Source organism: Novosphingobium sp. FW305-C-111, from assembly GCF_058783565.1.
In genome coordinates this window covers 183,931-198,687 of record NZ_JBYSYP010000005.1, presented here as the reverse complement: position 1 = coordinate 198,687, position 14,757 = coordinate 183,931, and the positions used below count along the sequence as shown (strand labels likewise).

At 65.7% G+C, this 14,757-nt stretch carries 16 protein-coding genes and 1 tRNA gene; 12 read left to right on the top strand and 5 right to left on the bottom strand.

All coding sequences use genetic code 11. The features are described 5' to 3' along the window. The first annotated feature begins 180 nt into the window (after nt 1-180). Nucleotides 181-873: a Crp/Fnr family transcriptional regulator gene (locus AC3WLD_RS08075; RefSeq protein ID WP_492556430.1), complete on the top strand. Its 693-nt coding sequence runs from the start codon at nt 181-183 to the stop codon at nt 871-873. 235 nt (nt 874-1,108) lie between these two features. Beyond that, on the top strand, nt 1,109-2,503 hold the full coding sequence (locus AC3WLD_RS08070) for an alkaline phosphatase family protein (RefSeq protein WP_492556429.1): 1,395 nt from the start codon (nt 1,109-1,111) through the stop codon (nt 2,501-2,503). Between the two features lie 82 nt (nt 2,504-2,585). Here AC3WLD_RS08070 and AC3WLD_RS08065 read toward each other — a convergent pair whose 3' ends face one another. Beyond that, nucleotides 2,586-3,047, bottom strand: a complete 462-nt coding sequence (locus AC3WLD_RS08065) for an Hsp20 family protein (RefSeq protein WP_492556428.1) — start codon at nt 3,045-3,047, stop codon at nt 2,586-2,588. A gap of 179 nt (nt 3,048-3,226) precedes the next feature. Between AC3WLD_RS08065 and grxC the strand changes: the two genes are divergently transcribed. From grxC to AC3WLD_RS08045, 4 genes are all read left to right on the top strand, one after another. Continuing rightward, nucleotides 3,227-3,499, top strand: coding sequence for a glutaredoxin 3 (gene grxC, locus AC3WLD_RS08060; RefSeq protein WP_492556427.1), 273 nt, complete (start codon nt 3,227-3,229; stop codon nt 3,497-3,499). Between the two features lie 5 nt (nt 3,500-3,504). Further along, the gene (locus AC3WLD_RS08055) at nt 3,505-4,329 is read left to right on the top strand and encodes a carbon-nitrogen hydrolase family protein (RefSeq protein WP_492556501.1); all 825 of its coding nucleotides are present in this window, start codon (nt 3,505-3,507) and stop codon (nt 4,327-4,329) included. After that, nucleotides 4,326-4,796, top strand: a complete 471-nt coding sequence (locus tag AC3WLD_RS08050; RefSeq protein ID WP_492556426.1) for a DUF1178 family protein — start codon at nt 4,326-4,328, stop codon at nt 4,794-4,796. The genes AC3WLD_RS08055 and AC3WLD_RS08050 overlap by 4 nt, the downstream gene beginning before the upstream one ends. Before the next feature lie 225 nt (nt 4,797-5,021). Then, nucleotides 5,022-5,098: transfer RNA gene (locus tag AC3WLD_RS08045), tRNA-Arg, on the top strand. A 1-nt stretch (nt 5,099) separates the two neighbouring features. Here the strand turns inward: AC3WLD_RS08045 and AC3WLD_RS08040 are convergent. Beyond that, nucleotides 5,100-5,330 (bottom strand): hypothetical protein, encoded by a 231-nt coding sequence (locus AC3WLD_RS08040; RefSeq protein ID WP_492556425.1) that lies wholly within the window; start codon nt 5,328-5,330, stop codon nt 5,100-5,102. Between the two features lie 122 nt (nt 5,331-5,452). On the opposite strand from AC3WLD_RS08040, the gene AC3WLD_RS08035 reads away from it, so the two are divergent. The 6 genes from AC3WLD_RS08035 to AC3WLD_RS08010 all read left to right on the top strand — a co-directional run bounded on the left by AC3WLD_RS08035 (nt 5,453) and on the right by AC3WLD_RS08010 (nt 11,493). Further along, the gene (locus AC3WLD_RS08035; RefSeq protein ID WP_492556424.1) at nt 5,453-6,106 is read left to right on the top strand and encodes a glutathione S-transferase family protein; all 654 of its coding nucleotides are present in this window, start codon (nt 5,453-5,455) and stop codon (nt 6,104-6,106) included. A 146-nt stretch (nt 6,107-6,252) separates the two neighbouring features. Then, nucleotides 6,253-7,413, top strand: coding sequence for an acyl-CoA dehydrogenase family protein (locus AC3WLD_RS08030; RefSeq protein WP_492556423.1), 1,161 nt, complete (start codon nt 6,253-6,255; stop codon nt 7,411-7,413). A gap of 37 nt (nt 7,414-7,450) precedes the next feature. Continuing rightward, the gene (locus AC3WLD_RS08025) at nt 7,451-8,428 is read left to right on the top strand and encodes an NAD(P)H-dependent flavin oxidoreductase (protein ID WP_492556422.1); all 978 of its coding nucleotides are present in this window, start codon (nt 7,451-7,453) and stop codon (nt 8,426-8,428) included. Between the two features lie 76 nt (nt 8,429-8,504). Further along, entirely contained in the window at nt 8,505-8,816 is a 312-nt protein-coding gene (locus tag AC3WLD_RS08020; RefSeq protein ID WP_492556421.1) for an FtsB family cell division protein, read from the top strand. A 155-nt stretch (nt 8,817-8,971) separates the two neighbouring features. Next, nucleotides 8,972-10,114, top strand: coding sequence for a pyruvate dehydrogenase (acetyl-transferring) E1 component subunit alpha (pdhA, locus tag AC3WLD_RS08015; RefSeq protein WP_492556420.1), 1,143 nt, complete (start codon nt 8,972-8,974; stop codon nt 10,112-10,114). Beyond that, nucleotides 10,114-11,493 carry a pyruvate dehydrogenase complex E1 component subunit beta gene (locus AC3WLD_RS08010; RefSeq protein WP_492556419.1) on the top strand — a complete coding sequence of 460 codons (1,380 nt, stop codon included), beginning with the start codon at nt 10,114-10,116 and terminating at the stop codon, nt 11,491-11,493. Before pdhA ends, AC3WLD_RS08010 begins: the two co-directional genes overlap by 1 nt. Nucleotides 11,494-11,579: 86 nt before the next feature. Here AC3WLD_RS08010 and AC3WLD_RS08005 read toward each other — a convergent pair whose 3' ends face one another. From AC3WLD_RS08005 to AC3WLD_RS07995, 3 genes are read right to left on the bottom strand one after another with little or no spacing between them, the layout of a single operon-like run. After that, nucleotides 11,580-12,248, bottom strand: a complete 669-nt coding sequence (locus AC3WLD_RS08005) for a TadE/TadG family type IV pilus assembly protein (RefSeq protein WP_492556418.1) — start codon at nt 12,246-12,248, stop codon at nt 11,580-11,582. Further along, nucleotides 12,245-12,838, bottom strand: coding sequence for a TadE/TadG family type IV pilus assembly protein (locus AC3WLD_RS08000; protein ID WP_492556417.1), 594 nt, complete (start codon nt 12,836-12,838; stop codon nt 12,245-12,247). The genes AC3WLD_RS08005 and AC3WLD_RS08000 overlap by 4 nt, the downstream gene beginning before the upstream one ends. Beyond that, nucleotides 12,835-14,709 carry a pilus assembly protein TadG-related protein gene (locus AC3WLD_RS07995; protein WP_492556416.1) on the bottom strand — a complete coding sequence of 625 codons (1,875 nt, stop codon included), beginning with the start codon at nt 14,707-14,709 and terminating at the stop codon, nt 12,835-12,837. The genes AC3WLD_RS08000 and AC3WLD_RS07995 overlap by 4 nt, the downstream gene beginning before the upstream one ends. Nucleotides 14,710-14,757: the final 48 nt, after the last annotated feature.

Sequence of the window (14,757 nt, the reverse complement as noted above, 5' to 3'; positions counted from 1 at the left end):
GGTTGCTCATCCACGAAACCTCCGATGCGTAACCGGGCGGGATCCTGAAACGAGTTCTGGATGACGGGGGGTGTCGGGCCGGGAGTTCATCTCGAACCAAACATCCGCACAGCAACGCGATTCCTGTTGGCAGCGCTGAATAATTCGATATTCCTCCCCGCCGACAGGGGAAAAGTCGAAATGCATGCCGCGCAACTCGCCGAGACGCTTACCAGCCAGAGCCTGTTTGCCGATTGCGAACCCGACGAGCTGTCGGACATCATCCTGCGCGGCCACCTCCGCACCTTCAAGCGCGACCAGGAACTGATGGCGCAGGGGGACGAGGGCGACACCCTGTTCATCGTCCTGTCGGGCCTGGCCCGGGTCAGCATGGTCGCCGCCAACGGCCGCGAAATCATCCTCGACTATGCCGAACCCGGCGCGGTGCTCGGCGAGATCGCGTTCCTCGACGGAGGGGAGCGCACCGCCAGCGTCCATGCGATCGAGCCGGTCGAGGCGCTGTGCCTCAGCCGCGCAGCCTTCCGTGAGGTGGTCGCCCGGCACCAGGGTCTCGCCATGCGCCTGCTCAAGGCGATGGCCCGCCGCCTGCGCCAGAACAACACGGTGATCGAGGCGGACCGCGCCTATACCTCCGGCCCGCGCCTTGCCCGTTTCCTGCTCCGCCTGACGATGAACGAGGATGGCCTCGACGGCGGCAGCAAACTGAAGATTCCGCTCAGCCAGGGCGAGCTCGGCAACTTTGCGGGCATGAGCCGGGAGCAGATCAACCGCCAGCTTTCAGCTTGGGCCGATGGGGGCATCGTCGCGCTCAAGAGCGGAAGGGTGACGGTTCTGGACCGCGAGTCGCTGATGGACATCGCGGAGGCATGGTAGCGAATAGACGGGCAACAGGGGCTTGTGCCGAAGGGGTGACCGGCTTCTGCGACCCGGTCGGTCACTCCTCCGGACAAGACGCCGGCAACGGCGTGAGGGCGGGGCTGAAAGGCTCCGCCCTCTATTTTCGTCGCGGCAGGGTGTCTCATCTCTGGGCGCAAAGCGGATGCAACTCGGCATTCCGGACCGGATTTATTGTGCTATGCAGCAGGAATCGACCGCCAAGGGGGCCGCGATGTCCACGATCGTGCTGGAATTCAACGAGCTTTCGCCCGCGCTGATCGACCGCTTCATTGCCGAGGGCGAGCTGCCCAACATGGCGCGGATGCGGGACGGCGGGTTTTCGGCGGTCACCGATGCCGAGGAAGAGGCACCTAACCTAGAACCGTGGATCCAGTGGGTCACGGTTCACACCGGCATGTCCTTCAACGAGCACGGCTGCTTCAACCTCAACGAAGGCGCGGCGCTCGATGCCCCGCGGATCTGGGACCTGACCAGCGCGGCCGGGCAATCCAACTGGATCTGCGGCAGCATGAACGGCGGGGTGCAGCCGGGGTTCAAGGGGCACTATCTGCCCGATCCGTGGGCGACGGAGAGCCCGGCACTGCCGGCCGGCTATTTCGACGGCTTCGCCAACCTCGTGCGCGCCTATGTGCAGGAACACAGTGCCCGGCCCGACGTGTCGGCGGGGGACTTCGCCCGGTTCGGGGCGTTCATGGTCCGCCACGGGCTGTCCGCAGGCTCGGTCCTTGCCGCCCTCAAGCAGCTGGCGGAGGAACGCGCGGCCAACGTCAAATGGCGCCGGGCAATGATCCTCGACCGGCTGCAGTGGGACGTGTTCGCTTCGCTGTGGAAGCGCGAAAAGCCTGATTTTGCGACCTTCTTCCTCAACAGCACCGCGCACTTCCAGCACTTCCACTGGCGCGAGTTCGAGCCGAAGCTGTTCAAGGTGCGCTCGTCCGACGAAGACCAGAAGGCCTTCGCCGAAACCGTGCGCGAGGGCTATCGCAACATGGACCGGATCGTCGGGCAGGCGATGGCGCTGGCGGGCAAGAGCCACAATCTCGTTCTGCTCACCGCGCTGAGCCAGCAGCCGATGCTGACGCACGAGGACGACGGCGGACGCCAGATCTTCCGCCACCGCGAGATCGGCGGGCTGCTCGCCTTTGCCGGGGTCGAGCCGGGCTGGGAGTATGCGCCGATCATGTCGCAGCAGTTCCTGCTCCATTTCGCGAGCGAGGACGCGGCGGAGGCGGCGGCGGCGAAGATCGAGGGGCTGCGCCTGTCGGACGGCCGCCGGCCGATGTGGGCGCGGCGCACCGGGGTGACGCTCGACGCCGGTTGCATGATCGAACAGATCCCGGCGGAAGAGACGCAGGTGCTCTCCACCGCATCGAACGCAGCCCGCGGATTCTTCGAGCTGTTCTACCCGCTCGAGGCGCTGCGAAGCGGCAAGCACCATCCCGACGGCGTGTTCTGGGTCCACGGACCGGGCATCGCTCCGCAGCGGCTGACCGATCGCGTTTCGCTCCGCGCCGTTGCGCCGACGCTGGCCGCGCTTGCCGGGGTCGAGGGCGAGTTCGTGTTTGCGCCGCTGGTGGGGCGGGAAAAGGTCAGCCTCGCGGCCTGAAAACAGTACGGGCGGGGCCTCTGGAGAGCCCCGCCCGGCCTGAGCCTCCGCTGATGCGGAGACCTCGTGCAGCGTTGGCGGATCAGGCCGCCGCGCTATCGCCACTCTCGACGACCGAGAGCGCCTTCTGGTCGCCGATCAGCACCTTCTTCGGCTTCATCGCCTCGGGCACTTCGCGGACCAGGTCGATGGTCAGCAGGCCGTCGGCGAGGTCGGCGGCGTCGACGCGGACGAAGTCGGCCAGCTCGAAGCGGCGCTCGAACCCGCGGTTGGCGATGCCGACGTGGAGGAACTGCGATTCCTCGGTCTCCGGCTTCTGGCCCTTGACCACCAGCAGGTTCTGCTGCGCGGTAATGTCGAGGTCGGCCGGCTTGAATCCGGCGACGGCCAGGGTGATGCGATAGGCATCTTCACCGCGGCGCTCGATGTTGAAGGGTGGGTAGTTGTCGCCGCCGTTGGCGCGGGCCTGGCGCTCGAGCAGGTCGAACAGCCGGTCGAACCCGACAGTGGTGCGGCGATAGGGGGCAAAATCGAAACGGTTCATGGCAATATCCTCTTGTGAGCAATGTTGCATCCTCTCGCCACGGCCCGGCAATCCGGCGCCCCGGCGGGGGGAGGGTGGTCACGCCCGGAAACCCCCGGCGCATGACACGATGCATGATGTGTGATAGCTTCGCCGCAAATCAAGACCTTCTCGTTCACGCTCGATCCCAGGGACCCCGAATGACCGAAAAGTCCGCGCCGTTCGTCGAAATCTATACCAAGTGGGGCTGCCCCTACTGCACCCGCGCCAAGGGCCTGCTGGGCGCCAAGCACGTCGATTTTACCGAATACGATGTGACCATGGGCGGTCCGAAGAAAGCGGAAATGGTCGACCGGGCACCCGGCCGGACGACAGTGCCGCAGATCTTCATCGACGGACGGCACATCGGCGGGTCGGACGATCTCCACGCGCTGGAGGCCGCCGGCAAGCTGGACGCGCTGCTCGGACTGTGAGCGAAGTGACCCGCATCGCCGTGCTGCAGATGGCGAGCGGGATCGATCCTGCCGCCAATGCCGCCACCGTCGTCGCCGCGCTCGAACGGGCGGCGGGGGAGGGCGCGGCGATGCTGTTCACGCCCGAAATGACCGGACTGCTCGACCGGAACCGCCAGCGCGCCGCGGCGCACATCGTGGCGGAGGCGGCGAATCCGGTCCTCGGCGCGGTGCAGGAGGCTTGCGCGCGGCATGCGGTGTGGTGCGCGCTCGGTTCCCTCGCCGTCCTGCGCGAAGACGGGCGCTGGGCGAACCGGTCCCTGCTGGTTAATCCGGCGGGCGCGGTCGTCGCCCGCTACGACAAGATCCACATGTTCGACGTCGACCTCGCCACCGGGGAGTCGTGGCGCGAATCGAACGCCTACGCGCCGGGCGAGGCGGTGGTGACGGCGGACACGCCGGTCGGCCGGCTTGGCCTGACCGTGTGCTATGACATCCGCTTTCCCGCGCTGTACGAGGAACTGGGCCAGCGCCGGTGCGACGCCATCGCCATTCCTGCGGCGTTCACCGTGCCGACCGGCAAGGCGCACTGGCACCTGCTCCAGCGCGCCCGTGCGGTCGAGGAGAGCGCGTGGGTCATCGCCGCGGCGCAGGCCGGGCGACACGAGGACGGACGGGAGACCTTCGGCCATTCGCTGGTCGTCGATCCGTGGGGGGGGGTGGTGCTCGACCTTGGTCCGGAGCCAGGCTTCGGGATCGCCACGATCGATCCGGCGCGCACGGCGGAAGTGCGCGCCCAGCTGCCAAGCCTTGCCAACAAGCGGGAAATTCCTAGATCGGCGGCACGATGATCGTGTTCGACCTGGAATGCCGCGCCGCCGGCCACCGTTTCGAGGGCTGGTTTGGCTCCTCGGACGACTATGCGCGCCAGCAGGAGCGCGGACTGGTGTCGTGCCCGACCTGCGGTTCGGCCGATGTCGGCAAGGCGGTCATGGCGCCGGCGGTGGGGCGCAAGGGCAACCAGATGCCCGCCCCCGTCGCCGCGCCGGCGGAGAAGCGGCCGATGGCCGCAGGCCTCCCGGCCGAAGCGGTCGCGGTGCTCAAGACGATCGCCACCATGCAGGCGGAGGCGATCAAGAACTCGACCTGGGTCGGCGACAAGTTCGCCGATGATGCGCGGGCGATGCACTACGGCGAGAAGGACCAGGCCCTGATCCACGGCCAGGCGACGCCGGACGAGGCGATGGAACTGCTGGAGGAAGGCATCGCGGTCGCGCCGCTGCTGATTCCGGTCGTCCCGCCCGAGCAGGCGAACTGAGCGCACGGTTGCGGTTGCCGCTTGCCCCCCTGAAGGCTCACGGAGTGCGCCCGTAGCTCAGCAGGATAGAGCACCAGATTGACCTCCGATCAGCTGCGCTTCCCTAATCTGGGGGCCACAGGTTCGGAGTCGGAGCCACGCAGTGGCGGAGACGTCCGGTGCGAAGCGGAGGACAATCCTGTCGGCTTGCGGTTGCCGCTGGCGCCCCCTAAAGGCTCACCGAGTGCGCCCGTAGCTCAGCAGGATAGAGCACCAGATTCCTAATCTGGGGGCCACAGGTTCGAATCCTGTCGGGCGCACCAATTAGCTGGCGAGTTCGAGGCGATCCTTGTTGGCGCGAAGCACCGGGTGGCCGCGGGCTTCCTTCAGTGCCTGTTCCAGTTCGGCGACGACGCCGGCCGGACCGCGTTCGAGATCCACGGCGAAATCGATAGCCTTCTGTACCCAGCTCTTGGGGCGACCGCCTTCGTCCACCTCCACGCTGTGGAGGGCATAATGCTGCCCATGATCGACGATGCGGTAAGTCCAGGCCATTTCAAACTCCAGGGGCGAACCATGCCTTCCCTGAGCCTGATTACGCGCGGAGGGCGAAATGGTTTCCCGTCGGGTGGGTGTCCCGTTAGTCCGAAACGGACATCGAGAGGATTTCCGGCACCGTGATTCTGTACACCTGCACCGATTCGCGCGGACTGCGCGCCAGCTGGGCCGCCGCTGAACTGGACCTGCCGCTCGAACACCGGATGCTGCCGTTTCCGCCGCGGGCGTTGGCGCGCGAGTATCTCGACGACAACCCGCTCGGCACCGTGCCAATGCTGGTCGACGGCGAAGTCCGGATGACCGAGTCGAGCGCGATCGCGCATTACCTCGTGTCGAAAGTGCAGGGCAGCCCGCTCGCCGTTACCCACCGCGAAGCGGACTACGGCGCGTATCTCGATTTCCTGCACCACGCCGACGCGACGCTGACCTTCCCGCAGACGGTCTTCATGCGCTTCGCCCTGTTCGAAAAGGAACGGAGGCTGGAGGAGGCGGGCCTGGCCTATGCCGACTGGTTCGGGAAGCGGCTGGTCAAGGTCGAGCAACGGCTCGATGGCCGCGCATTTCTCTGCGAGGAGCGCATGACCATGGCCGACGTCGCGATCGGCTATGCGCTGTACCTGTCGACGCGGATCGGATTGTCGGACCGGTTGACCCCGAACGCCGCCGCCTATCTCGCGCGGCTGACCGAGCGCCGCCAGTTCAAGGCGGCCCGCGCCACCGAGTGCGCCGCGGCAGAGGCCCAAGGATTCGCCAGCTCGCCTGCGCTTCGCTGACCGGCATCGCCGCCAGCCGCCGCCGTCAGATCCCGCATCGCGAGTTTTCACAGGTATGCAAGAAATCACACAATGCTGAACACGCGGCCATTGCCTAGGTCCCGGCGGCTTCCTAGCGGACGTGGCAAATCGAGAGGGAGGCAGCCTTGCCCGCCGAAAGCGAAGACATCGTCGAAATCCGCCGCGCCGTGCAGGCGCTATGCGCCGAATTTCCCGGCGAGTACTGGCGCGAAAAGGATCGCGACCGGGCGTACCCGACCGAGTTCGTCGACGCCCTGACAAGCGCCGGGTTCCTCGCTGCGCTGATCCCCGAAAGCTACGGCGGGTCGGGCCTCGGCCTCAACGCGGCGGCGGTGATCATGGAGGAAATCCAGTCCTCCGGCGCGAACGGCGCGTCCTGCCACGCGCAGATGTACATCATGAACACGCTGCTCAAGTACGGCAGCGAGGAACAGAAGAGCGAATACCTTCCCAAGATCGCCAGTGGCGAACTGCGCCTCCAGGCGTTCGGCGTGTCCGAGCCGACGAGCGGTACTGACACCCTGTCGCTGCGGACGGTCGCGGTGCGGGACGGCGACGAATATGTCGTCAACGGCCAGAAGATCTGGACGAGCCGCGCCGAATATTCCGACCTGATGCTCCTGCTCGCCCGCACCACCCCGCGCGAACAGGTGAAAAGCAAGACCGAGGGGCTCTCGATCTTCCTCGTCGACATGCGCAAGGTCGTGGGGACCGGCATGACGATCAAGCCGATCCGCACGATGATGAACCACTCGACCACCGAGGTGTTCTTCGATGACATGCGCATCCCCGCTTCCGCCCTGATCGGCGAGGAGGGGAAGGGGTTCCGCTACATCCTGTCCGGCATGAACGCCGAGCGCATCCTCATCGCCGCCGAGTGCATCGGCGACGCCAAGTGGTTCATCGACAAGGCCAAGGCCTATGCCAGCGACCGCAACGTGTTCGCTCGCCCGATCGGACAGAACCAGGGCGTCCAGTTCCCGATCGCGCGCTGCTATGCCCAGATGCGCGCGGCCGAACTGATGGTCCACCATGCGGCGGCGGTCTATGACGAAGGCGGCAACCCCGGCGAGGAGGCCAACATGGCCAAGCTGCTCGCCTCCGAAGCAAGCTGGGCCGCCGCCGACATGTGCGTCCAGACTCATGGCGGCTTCGGGTTCGCCGAAGAGTATGACGTCGAGCGCAAGTTCCGCGAGGCCCGGCTCTACACCGTCGCGCCCATCAGCACGAACCTGATCCTGTCCTATCTTGCTGAACACGTGCTCGGTCTGCCACGTAGCTACTGAATGGCGTTTAGCAGTTAGGGCGAATCAGGAGAGGGTTATGGCGATCAAGACGAAGATTACGGAGATGCTGGGAATCGAGCATCCGATCGTCCAGGGCGGGATGATGTGGGTCGGCACGGCGGAAATGGCTTCGGCCGTTTCGAATGCGGGCGGCCTGGGTATCATCACTGCGCTGACCCAGCCGAGCCCGCAGGCGCTGCGGGATGAGATCGAGCGTTGCAAGGGCATGACCGACAAGCCCTTCGGCGTGAACATGACGATCCTGCCATCGCTCAACGCACCCGATTACAAGGCCTATGCCCAGGCGATGCTAGACGGGGGCGTGAAGATCCTCGAGACCGCGGGGAGTCCGGCGGTGCGCGAGATCTGGGAGATGGTGAAGCCGCACGGCGTGACCATCCTCCACAAGTGCACCGCGGTGCGCCATGCCCTTTCGGCCGAGCGCAACGGCGCGGACGTGATCTCGATCGACGGCTTCGAATGCGCGGGTCACCCGGGCGAGGACGACATCCCCGGCCTGATCCTGATCCCGGCCGCCGCCGACAAGGTGAAGATCCCGCTTCTCGCGAGCGGCGGCTTCGGTGACGGACGCGGGCTTGCCGCGGCGCTCGCGCTGGGTGCCGAGGGCATCAACATGGGCACCCGCTTCTGCGCCACGGTCGAGGCGCCGATGCACCAGAACATCAAGCAGGCCATGGTCGACAACGACGAGCGTTCGACCGCGCTGATCTTCCGCAGCTATCGTAACACTGCCCGCGTCGCGAAAAACGCGATTACCGAAGAGGTCATCGCCGCCGAGGCCGAGGGCAAGCCGTTCGAGGCCATCGCCCATCTCGTCAAGGGCGCGCGCGGCAAGGAAGGGCTCGACAACGGCAATCCCAACCACGGGATCTGGACCGCAGGCATGATCCAGGGCCTGATTCACGACATCCCGACCTGCCAGGTGCTGATCGACCGGATCGTCTCCGATGCCGAAGCGATCATCCGCAATCGCCTCGCCGGAATGCTCGCCTGAGCTAATTCGCCATCGTTTTGCAATATTGGCGCATTGCAGCTTGAATCGGCGGAGTAACTGTGATTCTGTACGGACCATGGTGAAACGCCGTTCCTTGCCGATGATGCAGCGCGAAAGCCTGGCGCAGACGGCCGCGCTCGCGGCGCTGCTGGTGATCGGCGGCCTCGCCATTGCCGGTCCCAGCGGAATCCTCGCGTGGAGCGAGAACGCCCGCCTGCTCGACGAGCGGAACCAGGAAGTCGCCCAGCTCACCGCCGACCGTGACAAGCTCAGGAACCGCGTCGACCTGCTCGACCCGGCCAATGCCGATCCCGACCTTGTCGGCGAACTGCTGCGCGAGAACCTCAACGTCGCGCATCCCGACGAACTGGTTGTGCCGCGCAAGTAACCGCATCGGCGGGTTCTTGACGCGTCAAGGCTCCACATTCGTTTGCACGATCCGGATCGGCTGATTCCGTAGCGTTGCACCTTTGCGAAGGGCGGCTATAGTCGCGCCCATTGCCGCACCAGGGCGGCAGGGGCACCAGTCAAGAGGATAGTCGTTTGGCCAGACCAGCCGGGGCTCGCACGAGCAAGCCATCGCCCGCGAAATCCGCTCCCAGGAAGAAGGCCGCGCCGGCCGCTGCTAAAGCGAGCGCGCCCGCCGCTTCGGCGGAGGACGAGGAAACCTTTGCCCTGCGCAGCCTCCAGCAGACCCACGCGAACAACAAGCGCTACGACGCGAGCGACGAGGAACTGCTCGACTTCTACGAGCAGATGCTCCTCATCCGGCGCTTCGAGGAAAAGGCCGGCCAGCTGTATGGCCTCGGCCTGATCGGCGGGTTCTGTCACCTCTATATCGGCCAGGAGGCGGTCGCGGTCGGTCTGCAGTCCGCCCTGACCGAGGGCAAGGACAGCGTCATCACCGGCTACCGCGACCATGGCCACATGCTCGCGTACGGCATCGATCCGAACGTGATCATGGCCGAGCTGACCGGGCGCGGCGCCGGCATCAGCCGCGGCAAGGGCGGTTCGATGCACATGTTCAGCACCGAGCACAAGTTCTACGGCGGCCACGGCATCGTCGGCGCGCAGGTCTCGCTGGGCGCGGGTCTGGCGTTCGGCCACAAGTATTCGAACGACGGCGGCGTATGCCTCGCGTACTTCGGGGACGGCGCCTCCAACCAGGGCCAGGTCTACGAGGCAATGAACATGGCCTCGCTGTGGAAGCTGCCGATCATCTTCGTGATCGAGAACAACGGCTATGCGATGGGCACCGCTGTCAAGCGCGGTTCGGCCGAGACCCATTTCTACCGCCGCGGCACCGCGTTCCGCATCCCCGGCATGGACGTCAACGGGATGGACGTTCTCGAAGTCCGCCAGGCTGCAAACGTCGCGCTCGATTATGTCCGCGCCGGCAACGGTCCGGTGCTGATGGAGGTCCGCACTTACCGCTACCGCGGCCACTCGATGTCGGACCCGGCCAAGTACCGCACCCGCGAGGAAGTGCAGGAAATGCGCGAGAAGCACGATCCGATCGACGGCGCCAAGGCCGAGCTGCTCAAGCGCGGCGTCAGCGAAGACCGGATCAAGGAAATCGACAAGAAGATCCGCACGATCGTCACCCAGTCCGCCGACTTCGCGGAAAGCTCGCCCGAGCCTGACATGGCAGAGCTTTATACCGACGTGCTGGTGGAGAAGTACTGATGGCGATCGAGATCAAGATGCCCGCGCTCTCCCCGACGATGGAGGAGGGGACCCTGGCCAAGTGGCTGGTCAAGGAAGGCGACGAAGTGAAGAGCGGCGACATCCTCGCCGAGATCGAGACCGACAAGGCGACAATGGAGTTCGAGGCGGTCGACGAAGGCACCGTCGGCAAGCTGCTGGTCGCCGAAGGCACCGAAGGGGTCAAGGTCGGCACAGTCATCGCGACCATGGCCGGTGAGGGCGGCGATGCCGCTCCTGCCGCTGCCGCGTCTGCCCCGGCAGTGGAACAAAAGGCCGCCGAGTCCGAGGCTCCCAAACCGGCGCCCGCCGCCGCGGCGGCTCAGCCCGCAGCTTCAGCCCGCCCGGCCGATCCCGACGTTCCGGCCGGGACCGCGATGGTCCCGACCACGGTCCGCGAAGCGCTGCGCGACGCGATGGCCGAGGAAATGCGCCGCGACGACCGCATTTTCGTGATGGGCGAGGAAGTGGCCGAGTACCAGGGCGCCTACAAGGTGACCCAGGGCCTGCTCGACGAATTCGGCGCGCGCCGGGTGATCGACACGCCGATCACCGAATACGGCTTTGCCGGCATCGGCACCGGTGCGGCGATGGGCGGCCTGCGCCCGGTCATCGAATTCATGACGTTCAACTTCGCCATGCAGGCGATCGACCACATCATCAACTCGGCGGCCAAGACCAACTACATGTCGGGCGGGCAGATGCGCTGCCCGATCGTGTTCCGCGGCCCCAACGGCGCAGCGAGCCGGGTCGGCGCGCAGCACAGCCAGAACTATGGCCCGTGGTACGCCAGCGTCCCCGGCCTGATCGTGATCGCGCCATACGACAGCGCCGACGCCAAGGGCCTGCTCAAGGCGGCAATCCGCAGCGAGGATCCGGTCGTGTTCCTCGAGAACGAGCTGGTCTATGGCCGCACCTTCGACGTGCCCGACCTCGGTCCCGACCACGTCCTGCCGATCGGCAAGGCGCGGATCGTGCGCGAGGGCAGCGACGTGACCATCGTCACCTACTCGATCGGCGTCGGCCTCGCGCTCGACGCGGCGGAGACGCTGGCGGGCGAGGGGATCAGCGCCGAGGTCATCGACCTGCGCACCCTGCGCCCGCTTGACAAGGAGACAGTGCTCAAGAGCCTCGCCAAGACCAACCGCCTGATCGTGGCGGAAGAAGGCTGGCCGACCTGCTCGATCGCCTCGGAAATCAGCGCGATCTGCATGGAGGAAGGCTTCGACCACCTTGACGCCCCGGTCCTGCGCGTGTGCGACGAAGACGTGCCGCTGCCTTATGCGGCAAACCTCGAAAAGGCCGCAATCATCGACGCCCCGCGCATCGTCGCGGCGGCGAAGAAGGTCTGTTATCGGTAAGCGAGTCCCCGCGAGGGCGGGACCTCCGTTCATCGAGCGGTCCGCCATCGGCACGAGGTCCCCGCCTGCGCGGGGATGCGAGTGTGTCAGCTGTACCCGTCAAACGTCGAACACCCGGCCACCGCATCCGGCTTGCCCGTGTCGCGCTGGTAGATTTCGGTCAGGTCGCGGTCGTCGCGGACGTTGAAGGCGGCGGTGGCGGTGATGACGCGGTTGCTCGCGAAGGCGCTGGCGATCAGCGGCTGGTAATCATAGCTGACCTCGACGAAGATCACCGCGTCGTCCTGCATCGCGGTGATTTCCTCGCCCGCCGGACCCATCCCGACCAGTGAACCGTCGAGCCCCTTGCCCTCGGCGCCATAGGTCGAGGAGAACGACTTCTTTCCCTTGCAGCGCTGCCAGTGGATGTATTGCTGGTCGTCGGTGCCGGGGACGACCTCGAGGCTGGAGATGACCACCCGGCCATGCTCGAACAGGTCGATGCTGTCGCCGCCCATCACATTGGCGCCCAGCAGCAGGTCGTTGACGTCGCTTTCGTAGATCTTGTGGTCGGTCAGCGTCGAGGTGTCGCCGATCCGCGAGGCGTTGTCGGCGATCTGCATGGCGAGCTGGCTCACCCGCATGTTGGTGATTGCCAGATTGGCCGTCTCGATCCCCCAGGTCCCCGCGATCATCAGCAGGGGCAAGGCCAGCGCGAACTCGGTCGCGGCGACGCCAGAGGTGTGGCGGCAGAGGCGGCGAAGCAGGCCGGTCATGTGCAGTACCCCACCTTGGCGACGCTGTGCTGCTCGTCGTATGGCTGGTTGCGCAGGACGGTCTTGGCGACCGTGGTCAGCTCTTCCGACATGCCCGGGACCATCCGCGCCAGCGGAAACGGGCGGTCATAGCGGACGGTGACGGTGTAGAGCACCGCATCCCGCGCGCCGCCCATTCCGGCAAGGCCGCGGTCGGTATCCCAGCTGTCGTTGCCGTTGGCGTCCTCGAACGGTTCGCCGTTGTCGCAGGCGCCGTTCTTGTTGCTGTCGGTGTAGTCTTCGGGCTGGCCGACGTCGCCGAAGTTGGAATAGGCCTTGCGCTCGAAGGTGATCGTCGCGTCGGGGACGATCTTGTGGACCGCGGTGGTTACCAGCGCGTCGATGCTGGAGACGGAGCTGCTCGCACCCTCGATCGTCGAATTGCGCGCGGCCTGCTGGATCGAGCCCTGGAGCATGGTCTGGGCATAGATCTCGTAGCCGAGCTCGAAGATGCCCATCACCGTGAGCAGCAACGCCGGCGAGATCAGCGCGAACTCGACGATGGTCACGCCGCGTTCGTCGCGGAGGATCGAGGCGAGCAGGCGGGTCAATGGGTCAGCCTCAACTCGCCGATCGAGCGGGCGATCTTGGCGAATGCCGCGTCGAGTTCATCCGAGTTGGCGGCCGCGAAATAATGGCCTTCGCCAGCGCACTCGGTCATGACCGAGTTGAGGCCGGTGCCGAACGCGATGAACCACACGGTGATATTCTTCTTCTTCACCTCTTCGCAGGCGATGGTGAACCGCTTCTCGACCGTCTGGTTCAGCGTAAGCTTCGAGGACGGATCCCACCGTCGCTTGTCGAGCGGCTCCACGCCGTATGCACCGTAGGAAAGGTCCAGCGCCGAAGTCTGGCCGTCGGTCAGGAAGATGAGGTGACGGCTGATCTTGTGGCCGAGCACGTCGCCGGTGTCCTCGGCAAACGGGCCGGTCGGGGAGAGCAACCGCCCGGCCCAGATCATCCCGATGTCGTGATAGGTGCTACCGCCTGCCTTCAATCCGTTGACATAAGTCGCGACCTCGTCGGTGGTCATGGCAGCCAGCTTGCTTGCCTTGGCGGGGCAGGCGGCGAATCCGCCGATCCACGGCGCGATGTACTCGGTGTTGGTGGTGACTGTGTTGCTGTTGAATGCGCCTGTCCCGTCCCACTTGATCGCCCGGTCGTAGATCATGCTGGAAAGCTGGGGGCGCCACTGCGTGCTCGGGTTGGTGCTATCCGGAACCAGGTCGATATCGAGATCGAGCGCCCGGGCCAGGTCCACCGCGGTGTAATCGTCGATCGCATAGGTTGCGCGCTCTTCGATGCAGCCGTTCGATTTGGTTCGCCATCCCGATGTCGAGACCTTGACCGGGCGGTACTCCCATTTGCTGAGCAGTGTCAGCGCAGGCTCGGTGATGAGGGCGTAGGTATCGACATAGGCCACATAGCTTGTCTTGGTCACTGTGCAGGTCGTACCGGACAAGGCGACGGCAAAGGTGTTGCCGTTGGTGGCGCGGTTGTAGGTCTTGGTGGTCCTCGTTCCAGGAAGCGGCGAGGTGATGGTTTCGGTCACCGTCGACTTGAGCGTCGTCGTCTGCGTCGCCGTATCGCTGGGCTTCGTGGGGCAAGAGTAGGTCCTGGTCAGGCTGTTGTAGCTTGCCGCATAAGTGCTCTGCGATGTGGTGACGTATCCCGAGACGGTGCTTGTCCCGGTGTAATAGCTGTAAGAGCCCAGCGCCGAGAGCGTGCCCTTCACGACCCTTGACTGGTAGGTCCACTCCGGCACGACCCACTCGTCCTTGAGCAGGTGCCCGACGTTCACGTTGGTCGAGTAGGGCACGAAGCCATAGCGGATGCGGCTGCCCGCGACCTTGCCGGCCTCGAGCTGGGCGTGAAACTGCTTTACCACCAACTTCAGCGCGTCGATCTTGGCAACGCTGTCACCCGGCGTGTTTTCGTTCATCGATCCTGTCACGTCGAGCGCCATGACCACGTCGGTGTTGGTCACGTTGAGCCGTGCCGAACAGTCGACCTCGATCAGGGTCTGATCGATCCCGAACAGGCCCATCAGCGTCGTCGGCACGGTGGCCGTAGCCTTGGCGTCGATCGACAGGTCGCTGTTCAGCGTCACCGCGAAGTGCCGGTCGCGGCTGCCATAGGCACCGTCGCCAAAGTTGACGTCGAAGAAGCGGGTTGCACTTGCTTTCATCCGGTCGGCTGTCGTGGAGTCGACCGACTGCACCGAACCCAAGGCTTTGCGGGCCGCGAGGACGCCCGCGTCGCAGGCCTGCTGGAGGCGAGACGACGTCAGGTAGTTCCGGCTCATGTCGACGCCCCCGCCGATGATGCCGAGCAACGGGACCATCGCTGCGGCGACGAGGACAAGCGTGTTGCCCCCGCGGTCGCGGACAAGCCGGCACAGGAACTCACGGATGCAAACCATTGCAACCGGTTAGACCGCGCGCGGTCAACCTTCGATCGGCGAGGATAT